This window comes from Streptomyces sp. NPDC091972, from assembly GCF_044756385.1.
Lineage (GTDB): Bacteria > Actinomycetota > Actinomycetes > Streptomycetales > Streptomycetaceae > Streptomyces.
The window spans coordinates 446162-462313 of record NZ_JBIVSV010000004.1 but is presented as its reverse complement, the minus strand read 5'-3'; the positions used below and the strand labels follow the sequence as shown (position 1 = coordinate 462313).

Sequence of the window (16152 nt, the reverse complement as noted above, 5' to 3'; positions counted from 1 at the left end):
GACGGCGGGGTTACGGCAGGGCCAGCATCCGCTCCAGGGCCAGCTTCGCGAACGCCTCGGTCTCCTTGTCGACCTCGATCCGGTTGACGAGCTTGCCCTCGGCCAGGGACTCCAGGGTCCAGACCAGGTGGGGCAGGTCGATGCGGTTCATGGTCGAGCAGAAGCAGACCGTCTTGTCGAGGAAGACGATCTCCTTGCCCTCGGGGGCGAAACGATTCGCGAGGCGCCGTACGAGATTGAGCTCCGTGCCGATCGCCCACTTCGAGCCGGCCGGGGCCGCCTCCAGCGCCTTGATGATGTACTCCGTCGAGCCGACGTAGTCCGCCGCGGCCACGACCTCGTGCCTGCACTCCGGGTGGACGAGGACATTCACCCCGGGGATGCGGGCGCGCACGTCCTCCACGGACTCCAGCGAGAAGCGGCCGTGGACCGAGCAGTGCCCGCGCCACAGGATCATCTTCGCGTCCCGCAGCTGCTCGGCGGTCAGGCCGCCGTTCGGCTTGTGCGGGTTGTAGACGACACAGTCCTCCAGGGACATGCCCATGTCGCGCACGGCGGTGTTGCGGCCGAGGTGCTGGTCGGGAAGGAAGAGGACCTTCTCGCCCTGTTCGAAGGCCCACTCCAGAGCGCGCTTCGCATTGGACGACGTGCAGATCAGGCCGCCGTGCCTGCCCGTGAACGCCTTGATGTCCGCGGAGGAGTTCATGTACGACACCGGCACGACCTGCTCGGCTATGCCGGCGTCGGTCAGCACGTCCCAGCACTCGGCGACCTGCTCGGCCGTCGCCATGTCGGCCATGGAGCAGCCGGCGGCGAGGTCGGGCAGGACGACCTTCTGGTCGTCGGAGGTGAGGATGTCCGCCGACTCGGCCATGAAGTGCACACCGCAGAACACGATGTACTCGGCCTCCGGGCGCGCGGCCGCGTCCCGGGCCAGCTTGAAGGAGTCGCCCGTGACGTCGGCGAACTGGATGACCTCGTCACGCTGGTAGTGGTGGCCGAGGACGAACACCTTGTCGCCGAGCTTCTCCTTGGCCGCGCGGGCGCGCTCGACCAGGTCGGGGTCGGACGGCGAGGGCAGATCGCCGGGACACTCGACGCCCCGCTCGCTCCTCGGGTCGGCCTCGCGGCCGAGCAGCAACAGGGCGAGCGGAGTCGGCTGTACGTCGAGCTCCGTGGTCTGGGCGGTGGTCACGACACGCACCCTTTCTACTTTTCGTCGAACTGACGTTATCTATCATAACCCGGTTCACGTCACTTTGACGATGGTCATTGCGTCGATGTGACGTGAATCCCGAAAACGGGTTCACGGGGCCCCGGCAGGACGTTTTCCGCTCGGGGCCGCATGTGCGAGCATGAAGAAGGCGCCGGAAAATACCGGCGTCCGGCCCGGAATGAATCCGCGGCCTTGCCGGTTGCACCAGTCGGCAAGCAGTCTCCGTACAACCCGGGAGAGATGTAGATGTCCGTATCGGACGAGACCGGCACCGTCACCGACGGCATCATCCTGTCCGACGCCGCCGCGGCGAAGGTCAAGGCCCTGCTCGACCAGGAAGGCCGTGACGACCTGGCCCTGCGCGTCGCCGTTCAGCCCGGCGGCTGCTCCGGCCTGCGTTACCAGCTCTTCTTCGACGAGCGCTCGCTCGACGGCGACGTCGTCAAGGACTTCGGCGGCGTCAAGGTCGTCACCGACCGCATGAGCGCCCCGTACCTGGGCGGTGCGTCCATCGACTTCGTGGACACCATCGAGAAGCAGGGCTTCACGATCGACAACCCGAACGCGACCGGGTCCTGCGCCTGCGGCGACTCCTTCAGCTGAGCCCGCGGTTCGCACCGGTCCGACGCGACAGAAGGCGGCGGCTCCCTCCGAAGGGGCCGCCGCCTTCGCGCGTCCAGAGGGCTACCGGGCCCCGGAGGTCTCCGGCAGCCGCGCCCCCGGCTTCGTCAGCGGGACCGCCTTGCCGTCCGAGTCCACGACCTCGCGGTCGCCGAGCGGCGCGTCCAGCGGCACCGTCTTCTGCATCTCCTTGGCGATCATGATGCAGACCTTGTCCGGCCACGGCGTGTAGGTCACCGCGACCTTCACCCGGTCCGCGTCCTCGCTCGCCGTCGCGGTGTAGTCCCCGCACACCCCGCCCGTGAAGCTCACGGTCAGCTCGTCGCCCTCGGCGGTGTAGCCGTCCACCTCGACGTCCCGTGTCCTCGGCGCGGAGGTCGGACGGTCGGAGGGCGCGGTGGGGGAGGCGGGCGCGGACGGCGTCGCGGTCGCCGGCGAGGCGATGTACGCCGGGTCGACCGCCGGGTACGTCACCGTGAACGCGTCCTTCGCGCCCGTCGCCCGCACCTCGAACAGCCAGGACGGCACCAGCGCCTGGCGCCCGGCGACCAGGTGCGACGCCAGCCCGAACTCCGCCTTCCCGACGGTCAGCGTGCTCTTGGCCGGACCCGCCGTCGACTCCCCGCAGGGCGCCTCGAGCCGGTCCTTCAGCGGCACGGGACTGGCGCAGCCGCCGATGCCCATGCGGTGGTCGGCCACGGGCGCCTTGTTCAGCAGCCCCAGCGTCTTCTCGGCGCCCAGCACCGGATACGTGTCGCCCTTGACCGGCGCCTTCAACTGGCCGGTGCCGCCGACGACCTCACCCTGGCCGTTCACGGTGACGCCGGTCGCCCAGCCGTCCGTGGGCAGCCCGCCCACGACCGGGTCGGCGTTCACGATCCGCTGGGCGCCCATCACCTGGCTCGCGTCCAGGTGCGCGGTGCCCTGGCCCACGGCCTTCAGCACCGGCGCGGCGGCCTTCTCCGCGTCCGCCTCGCTCACCGGACGGCCGCCGCCGGGGGCCCCGCACACGGTGGCGCTCCGGCAGTCGTCGACGACGGGGGAGTAGCGCTGGAAGGTCCACGCGCCCGGCGCCTGCCGGTTCACCTGGAGACTCGGCCCCGAACCGTCCTTGACCCCGATCCGCCAGACCTGCCCCTGCGCCACCGGCGTCCCGTCGACCCCGAGCGCCTCGGCGAGCCTCGCCACCTCAGCCTCGGTGACCTGGCCCTGGGCCCGGTAGACGGGCGCCGAATCGGGCCCCTCGGGCAGGCTGCCGTCGACGCGGTAGGCCGCGCCGTACGGATTCGGCTCGCCCGGCGCGATCCCGTTCCCGGTCCCACCGCTCGCGGTGTAGCCGTCGAGTGCGAGCGGCGGCGGAGTGGCGTCACCGGACGCGCCCGAGGCCGTACCGCCACCGGACCCTCCGGAGGCGCTGGTGGCCAGGTACGCCCCACCGCCACCGACGACCAGCACGGCGGCGGCCACGGCGGCGACGGCGACGGGGGAGCGGTGCCGGGCCGGGCGGGGGGCGCCGGCGTCCTCGTGCCGGGGGATCTCGGAGTCGGTGGCCGGAGCACTGCTGTCGGCCTCGGTCTCGGCAGCCGTGTCGGCGGAACCCGGGGAGTCGTCCGTGTCGGCGTCGGCGACTTCCCCGGCAGGCCCGTCGGAGCCCTCCTCGGCGCCGGAGCCCCCGGCACCGGAGACCTCGGAACCGCGCTCCTCCGCGGCACTCGCTTCACCGGCACCGTGCGCCTTCGCAGCGCTCCCGTCCCCGTCGGAGGCCTCGACGGGTTCGTTGTCGTCGGGTCGCTCGGTGTTCACCGCATCGCTCCTTCTGCCGCGCAACTGTCCCTCGACCCTGACCCGACCCTGTCAAAGGTCGGCGAAAAGGTCGTATCCCGCATCCCCTTTCCGGGGGACGGCGATGGGACGCAGCGGGGGAGCGCGCGGTTCCCTCGAACGCGCCGACGCACACGCCGCGAGTCGGGCGCGTGCCTCAGTCGCCGTACTCCGACATCGCCTCCAGCAGCCTGGCGGACCCCTCGGGAACCGTCACACCGTGGATGAGCGAGGGAGAGACCGGGAGGGCGACGATCCGGTCGGGAACCGTCCAGTGCGGAGCCATCCGGGCACAGTCGCCCCGCAGCGAGGCGAGGTCCACGTCCGGGTCGGCCGGGACGGAGGCGTACAGCTCAAGGTTCGTCATGACGGCACCGTATGCACGCCGGAGCCCGCGAAGAAAGATCTACTATCGGGTAGTTTCACCTGCTTCACCGCGCCGTCCTTCGCCTCGCAGTACTCCATACGGACCGGATAGCGTTAACCGTCAACACCCCCTTCTCCTGGAGAGCCTCGCCGTGCGTATCGCAGTCACCGGCTCCATCGCCACCGACCACCTCATGACCTTCCCCGGCCGCTTCGCCGACCAGTTCGTCGCGGACCAGCTGCACACGGTCTCGCTCTCCTTCCTGGTCGACAACCTCGACGTACGCAGGGGAGGGGTCGGCGCGAACATCGCCTTCGGCATGGGCCAGCTCGGCACCAACCCGGTGCTCGTCGGCGCCGCGGGCTTCGACTTCGACGAGTACCGCGCCTGGCTGGACCGGCACGGCGTCGACACCGCGTCCGTCCGGATCTCCGAGACGCTGCACACCGCCCGCTTCGTGTGCACCACCGACGCCGACCACAACCAGATCGGCTCCTTCTACACGGGTGCGATGAGCGAGGCCCGCCAGATCGAGCTCAAGACCGTCGCCGACCGCGTGGACGGCCTCGACCTCGTCCTCATCGGCGCCGACGACCCCGAGGCGATGCTCCGCCACACCGAGGAGTGCCGGTCCCGCGGCATCCCGTTCGCCGCGGACTTCTCCCAGCAGATCGCCCGGATGAACGGCGACGAGATCCGGATCCTCCTCGACGGCGCCACCTACCTCTTCTCCAACGAGTACGAGAAGGGGCTCATCGAGTCCAAGACGGGCTGGTCCGACGAGCAGATCCTCGCGAAGGTGGGCCACCGGGTCACCACCCTCGGGGCGCAGGGCGTGCGGATCGACCGGGTCGGCGACGAGCCGATCGTCGTCGGCTGCCCCGAGGAGGAGCGCAAGGCCGACCCCACGGGCGTCGGTGACGCCTTCCGCGCCGGCTTCCTGTCCGGGCTCGCCTGGGGCGTCTCCCTGGAGCGGGCGGCCCAGGTGGGCTGCATGCTCGCCACGCTCGTCATCGAGACCGTGGGGACGCAGGAGTACCGGCTGCGGCGCGCCAACTTCATGGAGCGGTTCACCAAGGCCTACGGCGACGAGGCCGCCGAAGAGGTCCGCACCCACCTCAAGTGAACGGCTAGGAGACCCGGCGGATCACGTACGCGGAACCCCGGTCCGCCGGCTCCTCCCCGACGTACTCCTGCTCCCGCATCTCGCACCACGCCGGGATGTCCAGGCGGGCCGCCTCGTCGTCCGAGAGGACCCGGACCGTCCCGCCCACCGGCACGTCACCGATCACCTTCGCCAGCTCGATCACCGGGATCGGGCACCGCTTGCCGAGGGCGTCCACGACGAGGGATTCCTCGTGGACCTCGGTCGCCGGTGCGGGCGCTCCCAGCTTCTCCCGGACCGCCGCCACCGCCCCCGGCAGCACCTCCAGGAACCGGTCGACCTCCTCGGAGACCGCCCCGAACGGCAACGACACCCGCACATTCCCCTCACTCAGCACGCCCATCGCCTTCAGCACATGGCTGGGCGTCAGCGTGCTGCTCGTGCAGGACGATCCGGAGGAGACGGAGAAACCCGCCCGGTCCAGTTCGTGCAGCAGTGTCTCCCCGTCGACATAGAGACAGGAGAAGGTCACGATCCCCGGCAGCCGCCGCTCGGGATCACCCACCACGTCCACGTCCGGCACCAGCCGCGGCACCCGCGAACGGATCCGCGCCGTCAGCTCCCCCAGCCGTACGGCCTCCTGCTCCGCCTCGGCCCGCACCGCCCGCAGCGAGGCCGCCGCCGCGACGATCGCCGGCAGGTTCTCGAAGCCCGGCGCCCGCCCCGACTCCCGCTCGTCGGACGGCCCCGGGGGCGAGAACCGGACACCTTTCCGGACGGCGAGCAGGCCGACCCCCGAGGGGCCGCCCCATTTGTGTGCGCTGGCGGTCAGCACGGACCAGTCGCCCTCGACCGGCCCCCACCCGAGCGACTGCGCCGCGTCCACCAGCAACGGCACCCCCGCCTCCCGGCACACCGCGGCCACCTCGGCCACCGGCTGCACGGTCCCCACCTCGTGGTTGGCCGACTGGAGGCAGGCCAGCGCGGTGTCGGGGCGCAGGGCATCGGCGTAGGACTGCGCACGGACAGCCCCCGTGCGGTCCACGGGCACCTCGGTCATCTCGAACAACTCCGCCGAATGGAGGACCGAGGAGTGTTCGACGGCAGACACGATCAGGTGACGTCCGACCCGCCGACGACCGGCCATCGCCCCGGCGATCCCGCTGTGCACGGCCCGAGTTCCCGACGAGGTGAACGTCAGCTCATCGGGACGACACCCCACAGCCTCGGCAGCGGCCTCCCGGGCGGCGTCCAGCAACAACCGAGCCCGCCGCCCCTCCCGGTAGAGACGGGAAGGATCGGCCCACCCTTCATCCAGAGAGGCCAACAGCGCCTGACGGGCAACAGGATGGAGCGGAGCACCGGAAGCAGCGTCGAAATAAGACACACGGCAACGCTAACCCCCCAGGGGCGCGGGGAACTGCGCGACCAGCCACAACGCACCCGGGGCCGCCAAACCAGCGAACCCCCGACCCAGTAGGCCCCCCTCCCGCTGAACCCCCGGAGGGCGTCGGCTAGGGTTTGGTCCGCATAAACATCCAAACCCCTGCCCGACGCAGGGCGGCGACCGACCACCGAAGAAGGCAGGCCGCAGCCAACCGCGCGGGCGAGACTCTCGGGAAGGCGCTACGTGAGTCCCAACGGCTCCGACCGCTCGCCGCGGCGCCCGATGCGGCGGAAGCTGCTGCAGGCAATGACCGCGGGCCTGGTCCTGGCGACCGCCACCGGTTGCACATACAAGGACTTCCCCCGCCTTGGTATGCCCACCCCGACCACGGAAGAGGCTCCGCGGATCCTCTCCCTGTGGCAGGGCTCCTGGGCTGCCGCGCTCGCCGTCGGCGTGCTGGTGTGGGGTCTGATCATCTGGAGCGCCATCTTCCACCGGCGCAGCCGCACCAAGGTCGAGGTACCTCCGCAGACCCGGTACAACATGCCCATCGAGGCGCTGTACACCGTGGTTCCGCTCGTCATCGTCTCGGTCCTCTTCTACTTCACGGCCCGCGACGAGTCGAAGCTGCTCAGCCTCAAGAAGCAGCCCGACGTCACCGTCAACGTCGTCGGCTACCAGTGGAGCTGGGCCTTCAACTACATCACGCCCGTCGCCGGTTCCACGGGTGACGCGAAGACGGACAAGAACCTGGACGCGATTCCGACCCGGTTCAAGGACGACTTCCCGGCGAACGCCGGCGGTGTCTACGACTTCGGGACGCCCGCCACGCGGAACCCGCAGACCGGCAACCCCGGCCCGACCCTCTGGCTCCCCAAGGGCAAGACGGTCCGCTTCGTCCTCACCTCGCGTGACGTCATCCACTCCTTCTGGGTGGTGCCGTTCCTGATGAAGCAGGACGTCATCCCGGGCCACACCAACGCCTTCGAGGTGACCCCCAACAAGGAGGGCACCTTCCTCGGCAAGTGCGCCGAGCTCTGCGGCGTCGACCACTCCCGGATGCTGTTCAACGTGAAGGTCGTCTCCCCCGAGCGCTACGAGCAGCACCTCAAGGACCTCGCGAAGAAGGGGCAGACCGGTTACGTTCCCGCGGGCATCGAGCAGACCGCCCATGAGAAGGACCGGGAGACGACGAACCTGTGAGCATCCTCAACGAACCCCAGGGTGCCGCGGCAGCAGGGTCCCACTACACGGACGAGCTGCCGGTCCGGCGCCAGAACCGCGGCAGTGTGGTCATCAAGTGGCTCACCACCACTGACCACAAGACGATCGGGACCCTGTACCTGGTCACGTCGTTCGCGTTCTTCCTGATCGGCGGCGTGATGGCGCTGTTCATGCGCGCCGAGCTGGCCCGGCCGGGCCTGCAGATCATGTCGAACGAGCAGTTCAACCAGGCGTTCACGATGCACGGCACGATCATGCTGCTGATGTTCGCGACGCCGCTGTTCGCCGGCTTCACCAACTGGATCATGCCGCTGCAGATCGGCGCGCCCGACGTGGCGTTCCCGCGGCTGAACATGTTCGCCTACTGGCTCTACCTGTTCGGCTCGACCATCGCGGTCGGCGGCTTCCTCACCCCGCAGGGCGCGGCCGACTTCGGCTGGTTCGCCTACTCCCCGCTGTCGGACGCGGTCCGCAGCCCGGGCGTCGGCGCCGACCTGTGGATCATGGGTCTGGCCTTCTCCGGCTTCGGCACGATCCTCGGTGCGGTCAACTTCATCACCACGATCATCTGCATGCGCGCGCCGGGTATGACCATGTTCCGCATGCCGATCTTCGTGTGGAACGTGCTGCTGACCGCGGTGCTGGTCCTGCTCGCCTTCCCCGTCCTCGCCGCCGCGCTGTTCGCGCTGGAGGCGGATCGGAAGTTCGGGGCACACATCTTCGACCCGGCCAATGGCGGAGCGTTGCTCTGGCAGCACCTCTTCTGGTTCTTCGGCCACCCAGAGGTGTACATCATCGCCCTGCCGTTCTTCGGCATCATCTCCGAGGTCATCCCGGTCTTCTCTCGCAAGCCGATGTTCGGCTACATGGGTCTGATCGCGGCGACCATCGCGATCGCGGGTCTGTCCGTGACGGTGTGGGCCCACCACATGTACGTCACCGGCGGTGTGCTCCTGCCGTTCTTCTCCTTCATGACGTTCCTCATCGCCGTACCGACGGGCGTGAAGTTCTTCAACTGGATCGGAACGATGTGGAAGGGGTCCCTGAGTTTCGAGACCCCGATGCTCTGGGCCACCGGCTTCCTGATCACCTTCACCTTCGGTGGTCTGACCGGTGTCATCCTGGCCTCGCCCCCGATGGACTTCCACGTCTCGGACTCGTACTTCGTGGTGGCGCACTTCCACTACGTGGTGTTCGGCACCGTCGTCTTCGCGATGTTCTCCGGCTTCCACTTCTGGTGGCCGAAGTTCACCGGCAAGATGCTCGACGAGCGCCTCGGCAAGATCACGTTCTGGACGCTGTTCATCGGCTTCCACGGCACCTTCCTGGTCCAGCACTGGCTGGGTGCCGAGGGCATGCCGCGCCGCTACGCCGACTACCTGGCGGCCGACGGCTTCACCGCCCTGAACACGATCTCGACGATCAGCTCCTTCGTGCTCGGCCTGTCGATCCTGCCGTTCCTCTACAACGTGTGGAAGACGGCCAAGTACGGCAAGCCGGTCGGCGTCGACGACCCGTGGGGCTACGGCCGCTCCCTCGAGTGGGCGACCTCCTGCCCGCCGCCGCGCCACAACTTCCTCACCCTGCCGCGGATCCGCAGCGAATCCCCGGCGTTCGACCTGCACCACCCGGAGATCGCCGCGCTCGACCAGCTCGAGAACGCCGGTCACGGTGAGAAGGCTCTGGCCGGCAACGGCGGCAAGGAGGCCGGGAAGTGAAGATCCAGGGACGGATGTTCTTCTGGCTGAGCATCTTCATCCTCGCCATGGCGATCGTCTATGGCGTGTGGTCGAAGGAGCCGGCCGGTACCACCGCGCTCTTCCTGGCCTTCGGTCTGTCCATCATGATCGGCTTCTACCTGGGCTTCACGGCCAAGCGGGTGGACGCCGGCGCGCAGGACAACAAGGAGGCCGACGTCGCGGACGACGCCGGCGAGGTCGGGTTCTTCAGCCCGCACAGCTGGCAGCCGCTCGCCCTCGGCGTCGGCGGTGCCCTCGCCTTCCTGTCGGTCGCGATCGGCTGGTGGCTGCTGTACTTCTCGGTGCCGGTGATCCTGGTCGGCCTGTACGGCTGGGTCTTCGAGTACTACCGCGGTGAGAACCGCACCCAGTAGCACGAGCTGAGCTCGTCAGGAGCCCGGACACTCCGTCAGGAGCGTCCGGGCTCCTGCGTTTGCCGCAATAGGCATCCCTCGTACGAGTCACCCGGCGTGCCGTTCTTGACGTGCCTTCCTAGCGTGAAGTCATGAACCACGCACCGCGTACCCGCACCGTCGTCGGCTGCACGCTGCTGGTGATCGCCCTCGGCGCGAGCGCCGCAGCCTGCGGGTCCGACGGGAACCCGCTGGCGGCCACGCCGTACGACGCCGCGGACCAGATCGCCTTCAACGCGCCCACCGGCGACGGCAAGAAGGCCGACCCGGACAAGCCGCTCGAGGTCACCGCCGATGACGACGACGGCCGCATCACCGACGTCACCGCCACGGACGCCACGGGCCGCCGTGTGGCGGGCGAACTCTCCGCCGACGGCACCCGCTGGCGCAGCACCTCCCCACTGGCCGCGAACGCCCACTACACGGTCCGGGTGAGCACCGAGGACGAGGACGGCGCCCCGGGCCGCAGGGTCCTCGACTTCGACACCAGCAGACCGCTCGGCAAGAAGCGCCTGAACGTCACCTTCGGGCCCAGGACGGGCACGTACGGCGTCGGCCAGCCCGTCACCGCCAAGCTGGACCGGCCCGTCAAGGACAAGACCCAGCGGGCCGTCGTGGAGCGCGCCCTCAGGGTCGACTCCACGCCCGCCGTACCGGGCGCCTGGCACTGGGTGGACGACAAGGAGCTCCACTACCGCCCCAAGGACTACTGGCCCGCCCACGCCACGATCCAGGTCCGCAGCGACCTGGAGGGCATCAAGATCGGCGACCGGCTCTGGGGCGGCAAGGGCAAGCCCCTGAAGCTGACCACCGGCGACCGGATCATCGCCGTGACGGACGCCTCGTCGCACTCGATGACGGTGTACAAGAACGGCGAGGTCATCAAGGAGCTCCCGGTCACCACCGGCAAGCCCGGCTTCGACACCCGCAACGGCGTCAAGGTCGTGCTGGGCAAGGAGTACTTCGTACGTATGCGCGGCACCAGCATCGGGATCGCCGAGGGCAGCTCGGAGTCGTACGACCTCCCGGTCTACTACGCCACCCGCGTCACCTGGAGCGGCGAGTACGTCCACGCCGCCCCCTGGTCGGTCGGCTCCCAGGGCTACGCCAACGTCAGCCACGGCTGCACGGGCATGAGCACGGCCAACGCGGAGTGGTTCTTCGAGACCGTCCACGAGGGCGACGTGGTCCAGGTGGTCAACTCGGAGGGCGACACCATGGAGCCGTTCGGCAACGGCTTCGGCGACTGGAACCTGGACTGGAAGAAGTGGCGCGAGGGCAGCGCGCTGGTGGCGGGCACCCCGGACGCCCCGAGTGCCGACCAGACGGCCCGGCTGCGACCGACGGCGGTGTGACTGCCCGGGGCGCGGGGAACTGCGTGACCGGCCGGAGACGGCCCGCAGTCGCCCGCCTACGGAAGTCCCCGGGCTCCTAGGCGCTCAAAGCCTTCCGGGACCGCAGCAGGGAAGCCAGCGCCGACGCGAACTCCACCGGGTCCACCGGATGGGTCACCGCACCCTCGGCCCGGCTCCACGTGGCCAGCCACGCGTCCTGCGGCCGCCCGATCAGCAGCAGCACCGGCGGGCAGTCGAACACCTCGTCCTTGATCTGCCGGCACAGGCCCATGCCGCCCATCGGCACGGCCTCCCCGTCCAGCACACAGACGTCGATCCCGCCCCTGTCCAGCTCCTTCAGCACCGCGGCGGGCGTGGCGCACTCCACGAACTCGACCAACGGGACGTCCGGAGCCGGTCGGCGCCCGGCGGCGAGCCGCACCTGTTCGCGGGTGTTGGAATCGTCGCTGTAGACCAGCACCGTGGCGGTCGGCTGCATTGTTCCTCCGTGACGTCAGCGTCGTAAGGACAGGCCCGTTGGGCCGGATGCTACTCCCTTGAACACCACGTCAACACCGGTATGGAGCAGCAGGACACTCCGAACGGCACCCCCCGGGGTGAGGGCGGGATAAGCGACCGACATAATGTCGGTCGTGGCGACAGCAACGACAGTAGAAACCGGGCACGCGCACCCGTCGGTCAACCGGCCGAACCTCACCAGCGTCGGAACCATCATCTGGCTGAGTTCCGAGCTGATGTTCTTCGCGGCCCTCTTCGCGATGTACTTCACCCTGCGATCGGTGACGGGACCCGATCACTGGAAGGAAATGGCGCACAGCCTGAACTTCCCGTTCTCGGCGACGAACACCACGATCCTGGTGCTCTCCTCGCTCACCTGCCAGCTCGGCGTCTTCGCCGCCGAGCGCGGTGACGTGAAGAAGCTCCGGGGCTGGTTCATCGTCACGTTCATCATGGGCGCGATCTTCATCGGCGGTCAGATCTACGAGTACACGGAGCTGGTGAAGAAGGACGGGCTCTCGCTCTCCTCCGACCCGTACGGCTCGGTGTTCTACCTGACCACCGGCTTCCACGGCATGCACGTGACGGGCGGCCTGATCGCGTTCCTGTTCGTTCTCGGGCGCACCTACGCGGCCAAGAGGTTCACCCACGAGCAGGCGACGGCAGCGATCGTCGTGTCCTACTACTGGCACTTCGTCGACGTCGTCTGGATCGGCCTCTTCGCCACGATCTACATGATCAAGTAGCCGGGCCCGCTCCCGACATCGCAAGCATCGACGCAGAAGATCCTGACACCGGGGTAATCCGTGAAAAAGCTCTCCGCACGACGACGCCACCCGCTGGCGGCGCTCGTCGTCCTACTCCTCGCGCTGGCATGCACCGGGGGGCTGTACGCCGTGTTCGCCCCCGCGGACAAGGCGAAGGCAGACGAAACCGCCCAGTCCCTGGCCATCGACGAGGGCAAGAAGCTCTTCGCCGTAGGCTGTGCCAGCTGCCACGGCACCGGCGGTCAGGGGTCCTCCGACGGTCCGAGCCTCGTGGGCGTGGGCGCCGCGGCCGTCGACTTCCAGGTCGGCACCGGCCGTATGCCGGCCCAGCAGCCGGGTGCGCAGGTTCCGCGCAAGAAGGTCATCTACTCGCAGGCCGAGATCGACCAGCTGGCCGCGTACATCGCCTCGCTGGGCGCGGGTCCGAACATCCCGACCGAGGCGCAGTACGGCCCCGAGGACGCCGACATCGCCAAGGGCGGCGAGCTGTTCCGTGACAACTGCACGCAGTGCCACAACTTCACCGGCAAGGGTGGCGCGCTGACGCACGGCAAGTTCGCGCCGAGCCTCGAGGACGTCGACCCGAAGCACATCTACGAGGCCATGCAGACCGGCCCGCAGAACATGCCGTCGTTCCCCGACACCACGCTGTCGGAGCAGAACAAGAAGGACATCATCGCGTACCTGAACGCGGTCAACGGCGACGACACCGTGAGCCCCGGCGGCCTTGAGCTGGGCGGTCTCGGCCCGGTCTCCGAAGGCCTGTTCGCCTGGATCTTCGGCCTCGGCGCGCTGATCGCGGTCGCCGTCTGGGTCGCCGCTCGGACCGCAAAGGCCAAGAAGTCATGAGTAGCCAAGACATTCCAGAAGAGAACCTGCCCGCTGAGCAGGACGCGCACGGCACGGTGGGCGTCGCGGACGACAAGAACCCGTTCGCGGACCCCGGCCTCCCGCCCCACGAGCACCGGGTGCAGGACATCGACGAGCGGGCCGCCCGGCGGTCCGAGCGCACGGTGGCCATGCTGTTCACGGTGTCGATGCTGGCCACCGTCGGGTTCATCGCCTCGTACGTGGGCATCCCCCACGACAAGTCGATCTTCGTCTTCCCGATCGGGCACATCAACGCGCTGAACTTCGCGCTGGGCCTGACCCTCGGTCTCGCCCTCTTCGCGATCGGCGCGGGCGCGGTCCACTGGGCCCGCACCCTGATGTCCGACGAGGAGATCGCCGACGAGCGGCACCCGATCGAGGCGTCCCCCGAGGTCCGCGCGAAGGTGCACGCGGACTTCAAGCAGGGCGCCAAGGAGTCGGCGCTCGACCGTCGCAAGCTGATCCGCAACACGATGTTCGGCGCGCTGGCCCTGTTCCCGCTCTCCGGCGTCATGCTGCTGCGCGACCTCGGCCCGCTGCCCGGCACCAAGCTCCGCCACACCATGTGGCGCAAGGGCCTCCAGCTCGTCAACATGAACACCAACGAGCCGCTGCGCCCCTCCGACGTCCAGGTCGGCTCGCTGACCTTCGCCAAGCCCGAGGGCCTGGAGGAGCACGACGAGGAGTTCCAGACCGAGATCGCCAAGGCCGCCCTGATGATCGTCCGCATCCAGCCGGACAACATCAAGGACAAGCGCGAGCTCGAGTGGTCGCACGAAGGCATCGTCGCGTACTCGAAGATCTGCACCCACGTCGGTTGCCCGATCTCCCTGTACGAGCAGCAGACGCACCACGTGCTCTGCCCCTGCCACCAGTCCACCTTCGACCTCTCCGACGGTGCCCGGGTGATCTTCGGCCCCGCCGGCCACGCCCTGCCGCAGCTGCGCATCGGCGTGAACGACCAGGGCTACCTCGAAGCGCTCGGCGACTTCGAGGAGCCCGTCGGTCCTGCATTCTGGGAGCGCGGATGAGCACTACAGAGACCTCCGAGTCCCGCGCACGCGGGAAGGCACCGGCCGGCGAGCGCGTCGCCGACTGGGCCGACGGCCGGCTCGGGATCTACTCCCTGGCCAAGGCCAACATGCGCAAGATCTTCCCCGACCACTGGTCGTTCATGTTGGGCGAAGTGTGCATGTACAGCTTCATCATCATCATCCTCACGGGTGTGTACCTGACGCTGTTCTTCCACCCGTCGATGAACGAGGTGGAGTACCACGGCAGCTACGTCCCGCTGCAGGGCCAGCTGATGTCCGAGGCGTTCAACTCGACCATGCACATCTCCTTCGATGTGCGCGGTGGTCTGCTGATCCGGCAGATCCACCACTGGGCGGCGCTGATCTTCCTCGCCGGCATGTTCGTGCACATGATGCGCGTGTTCTTCACGGGCGCGTTCCGCAAGCCGCGTGAGGTCAACTGGCTGTTCGGCTTCCTGCTGTTCGTCCTCGGCATGTTCACCGGCTTCACCGGTTACTCGCTCCCGGACGACCTGCTCTCCGGCACCGGTGTCCGCTTCATGGAGGGCGCGATCCTGTCCGTGCCGATCGTCGGCACGTACCTGTCGTTCTTCCTGTTCGGCGGGGAGTTCCCGGGCGGCGACTTCGTGGCCCGCTTCTACTCGATCCACGTCCTGCTGCTGCCGGGCATCATGCTCGGCCTGATGGTGGCGCACCTGATCCTGGTCTTCTACCACAAGCACACGCAGTTCGCGGGCCCCGGCAAGACCAACAACAACGTCGTCGGCATGCCGCTGCTGCCGGTCTACATGGCCAAGGCCGGAGGCTTCTTCTTCCTGGTCTTCGGTGTCATCGCGGTCATCGCGGCGATCGCCTCCATCAACCCGATCTGGGCGATGGGCCCCTACCGTCCCGACCAGGTGTCCACGGGCGCCCAGCCGGACTGGTACATGGGCTTCTCCGAGGGCCTGATCCGTGTCATGCCGGGCTGGGAGATCAACTTCTGGGGTCACACGCTCGTCCTGGGCGTGTTCATCCCGCTGGTCATCTTCCCGCTGGTGCTGGTCGCGATCGCGGTGTACCCGTTCATCGAGTCCTGGGTCACCGGCGACAAGCGCGAGCACCACATCCTGGACCGGCCGCGCAACGCCCCGACCCGGACCGCGTTCGGTGTGGCATGGATGACCTGGTACTTCGTGCTGCTGATCGGTGGTGGAAACGACCTCTTCGCCACGCACTTCCACCTGTCGATCAACGCCATCACCTGGTTCGTGCGGATCGCGTTCTTCGTCGCCCCGGTCATCGCGTTCGTCGTCACCAAGCGGATCTGCCTCGGCCTCCAGCGCCGCGACCGGGAGAAGGTGCTGCACGGCCGCGAGTCCGGCATCATCAAGCGCCTGCCGCACGGTGAGTTCATCGAGGTGCACGAGCCGCTCAGCCAGGAGCAGCTCCACACGCTCACGGCGCACGAGCAGTACAAGCCCGCCGAGATCGGCCCCACGGTCGACGAGAACGGCGTCGAGCGGAAGGTCAAGGGCACCGAGAAGCTGCGCGCCAAGCTGAGCGAGGCGTACTACGGCGAGGAGTCCCAGATCCCCAAGCCGACCGTCGAGGAGTACAAGGAGATCACGAGCGGCCACGGCCACCACTGATCACTGCTTGTCGCTGCGCTCGCCACGCGCGGTAGAAGGGCCCGTCCGACACACTGGACGGGCCCTTTGCCGTGCGGTGGGTTCGGCTTCGGGTGCGGGTTCGG

The 16152-nt window shown here is 68.6% G+C and carries 15 protein-coding genes; 10 read left to right on the top strand and 5 right to left on the bottom strand.

The genetic code is table 11. The features are described 5' to 3' along the window. Window positions 1-10: 10 nt before the first annotated feature. Complete coding sequence (gene nadA / locus ACIQJT_RS14665) at window positions 11-1195, bottom strand: quinolinate synthase NadA (protein ID WP_402643322.1); 1185 nt, start codon at window positions 1193-1195, stop codon at window positions 11-13. 267 nt (window positions 1196-1462) lie between these two features. On the opposite strand from nadA, the gene ACIQJT_RS14660 reads away from it, so the two are divergent. Continuing rightward, window positions 1463-1819 carry an iron-sulfur cluster assembly accessory protein gene (locus ACIQJT_RS14660; protein ID WP_020137379.1) on the top strand — a complete coding sequence of 119 codons (357 nt, stop codon included), beginning with the start codon at window positions 1463-1465 and terminating at the stop codon, window positions 1817-1819. A gap of 81 nt (window positions 1820-1900) precedes the next feature. Here the strand turns inward: ACIQJT_RS14660 and ACIQJT_RS14655 are convergent, their stop codons facing one another. Beyond that, entirely contained in the window at window positions 1901-3640 is a 1740-nt protein-coding gene (locus ACIQJT_RS14655; protein ID WP_402643319.1) for a hypothetical protein, read from the bottom strand. Window positions 3641-3815: 175 nt separating this feature from the next. After that, entirely contained in the window at window positions 3816-4025 is a 210-nt protein-coding gene (locus ACIQJT_RS14650; RefSeq protein ID WP_365451241.1) for a hypothetical protein, read from the bottom strand. 151 nt (window positions 4026-4176) lie between these two features. On the opposite strand from ACIQJT_RS14650, the gene ACIQJT_RS14645 reads away from it, so the two are divergent. Next, window positions 4177-5151 carry a carbohydrate kinase family protein gene (locus ACIQJT_RS14645; RefSeq protein WP_402643316.1) on the top strand — a complete coding sequence of 325 codons (975 nt, stop codon included), beginning with the start codon at window positions 4177-4179 and terminating at the stop codon, window positions 5149-5151. A gap of 4 nt (window positions 5152-5155) precedes the next feature. Here the strand turns inward: ACIQJT_RS14645 and ACIQJT_RS14640 are convergent, their stop codons facing one another. Further along, window positions 5156-6517 (bottom strand): cysteine desulfurase/sulfurtransferase TusA family protein, encoded by a 1362-nt coding sequence (locus ACIQJT_RS14640; RefSeq protein ID WP_402643313.1) that lies wholly within the window; start codon window positions 6515-6517, stop codon window positions 5156-5158. Window positions 6518-6760: 243 nt separating this feature from the next. Here ACIQJT_RS14640 and coxB point away from each other — a divergent pair, with 243 nt between their 5' ends. From coxB to ACIQJT_RS14620, 4 genes are all read left to right on the top strand, one after another. Further along, window positions 6761-7720, top strand: a complete 960-nt coding sequence (coxB, locus tag ACIQJT_RS14635; RefSeq protein ID WP_053849783.1) for a cytochrome c oxidase subunit II — start codon at window positions 6761-6763, stop codon at window positions 7718-7720. After that, the gene (gene ctaD / locus ACIQJT_RS14630; RefSeq protein ID WP_053849782.1) at window positions 7717-9459 is read left to right on the top strand and encodes a cytochrome c oxidase subunit I; all 1743 of its coding nucleotides are present in this window, start codon (window positions 7717-7719) and stop codon (window positions 9457-9459) included. The genes coxB and ctaD overlap by 4 nt, the downstream gene beginning before the upstream one ends. Further along, the gene (locus ACIQJT_RS14625; protein ID WP_053849781.1) at window positions 9456-9854 is read left to right on the top strand and encodes a cytochrome c oxidase subunit 4; all 399 of its coding nucleotides are present in this window, start codon (window positions 9456-9458) and stop codon (window positions 9852-9854) included. Before ctaD ends, ACIQJT_RS14625 begins: the two co-directional genes overlap by 4 nt. Before the next feature lie 131 nt (window positions 9855-9985). After that, the gene (locus ACIQJT_RS14620; RefSeq protein ID WP_402643308.1) at window positions 9986-11248 is read left to right on the top strand and encodes an Ig-like domain-containing protein; all 1263 of its coding nucleotides are present in this window, start codon (window positions 9986-9988) and stop codon (window positions 11246-11248) included. 76 nt (window positions 11249-11324) lie between these two features. Here ACIQJT_RS14620 and ACIQJT_RS14615 read toward each other — a convergent pair whose 3' ends face one another. Beyond that, window positions 11325-11726, bottom strand: coding sequence for a hypothetical protein (locus ACIQJT_RS14615; protein ID WP_365451248.1), 402 nt, complete (start codon window positions 11724-11726; stop codon window positions 11325-11327). Window positions 11727-11871: 145 nt separating this feature from the next. Between ACIQJT_RS14615 and ACIQJT_RS14610 the strand changes: the two genes are divergently transcribed. From ACIQJT_RS14610 to ACIQJT_RS14595, 4 genes are read left to right on the top strand one after another with little or no spacing between them, the layout of a single operon-like run. Then, window positions 11872-12492, top strand: a complete 621-nt coding sequence (locus ACIQJT_RS14610) for a heme-copper oxidase subunit III (protein ID WP_053849778.1) — start codon at window positions 11872-11874, stop codon at window positions 12490-12492. A gap of 60 nt (window positions 12493-12552) precedes the next feature. Further along, window positions 12553-13362 (top strand): c-type cytochrome, encoded by an 810-nt coding sequence (locus ACIQJT_RS14605; RefSeq protein ID WP_402643303.1) that lies wholly within the window; start codon window positions 12553-12555, stop codon window positions 13360-13362. Further along, on the top strand, window positions 13359-14414 hold the full coding sequence (locus tag ACIQJT_RS14600) for a Rieske 2Fe-2S domain-containing protein (protein ID WP_402643301.1): 1056 nt from the start codon (window positions 13359-13361) through the stop codon (window positions 14412-14414). Before ACIQJT_RS14605 ends, ACIQJT_RS14600 begins: the two co-directional genes overlap by 4 nt. Continuing rightward, window positions 14411-16048: a cytochrome bc complex cytochrome b subunit gene (locus tag ACIQJT_RS14595; RefSeq protein ID WP_365451254.1), complete on the top strand. Its 1638-nt coding sequence runs from the start codon at window positions 14411-14413 to the stop codon at window positions 16046-16048. Before ACIQJT_RS14600 ends, ACIQJT_RS14595 begins: the two co-directional genes overlap by 4 nt. The last annotated feature ends 104 nt before the right edge of the window (window positions 16049-16152 follow it).

Bases quoted from the DNA above. Each gene is read 5' to 3' on its own strand.
- ACIQJT_RS14595 (WP_365451254.1), top strand. From the start codon at position 14,411: ATGAGCACTACAGAGACCTCCGAGTCCCGCGCACGCGGGAAGGCACCG.
- ACIQJT_RS14615 (WP_365451248.1), bottom strand. From the start codon at position 11,726: ATGCAGCCGACCGCCACGGTGCTGGTCTACAGCGACGATTCCAACACC.
- ACIQJT_RS14620 (WP_402643308.1), top strand. From the start codon at position 9,986: ATGAACCACGCACCGCGTACCCGCACCGTCGTCGGCTGCACGCTGCTG.
- ACIQJT_RS14650 (WP_365451241.1), bottom strand. From the start codon at position 4,025: ATGACGAACCTTGAGCTGTACGCCTCCGTCCCGGCCGACCCGGACGTG.
- ACIQJT_RS14660 (WP_020137379.1), top strand. From the start codon at position 1,463: ATGTCCGTATCGGACGAGACCGGCACCGTCACCGACGGCATCATCCTG.
- ACIQJT_RS14610 (WP_053849778.1), top strand. From the start codon at position 11,872: ATGTCGGTCGTGGCGACAGCAACGACAGTAGAAACCGGGCACGCGCAC.
- ACIQJT_RS14600 (WP_402643301.1), top strand. From the start codon at position 13,359: ATGAGTAGCCAAGACATTCCAGAAGAGAACCTGCCCGCTGAGCAGGAC.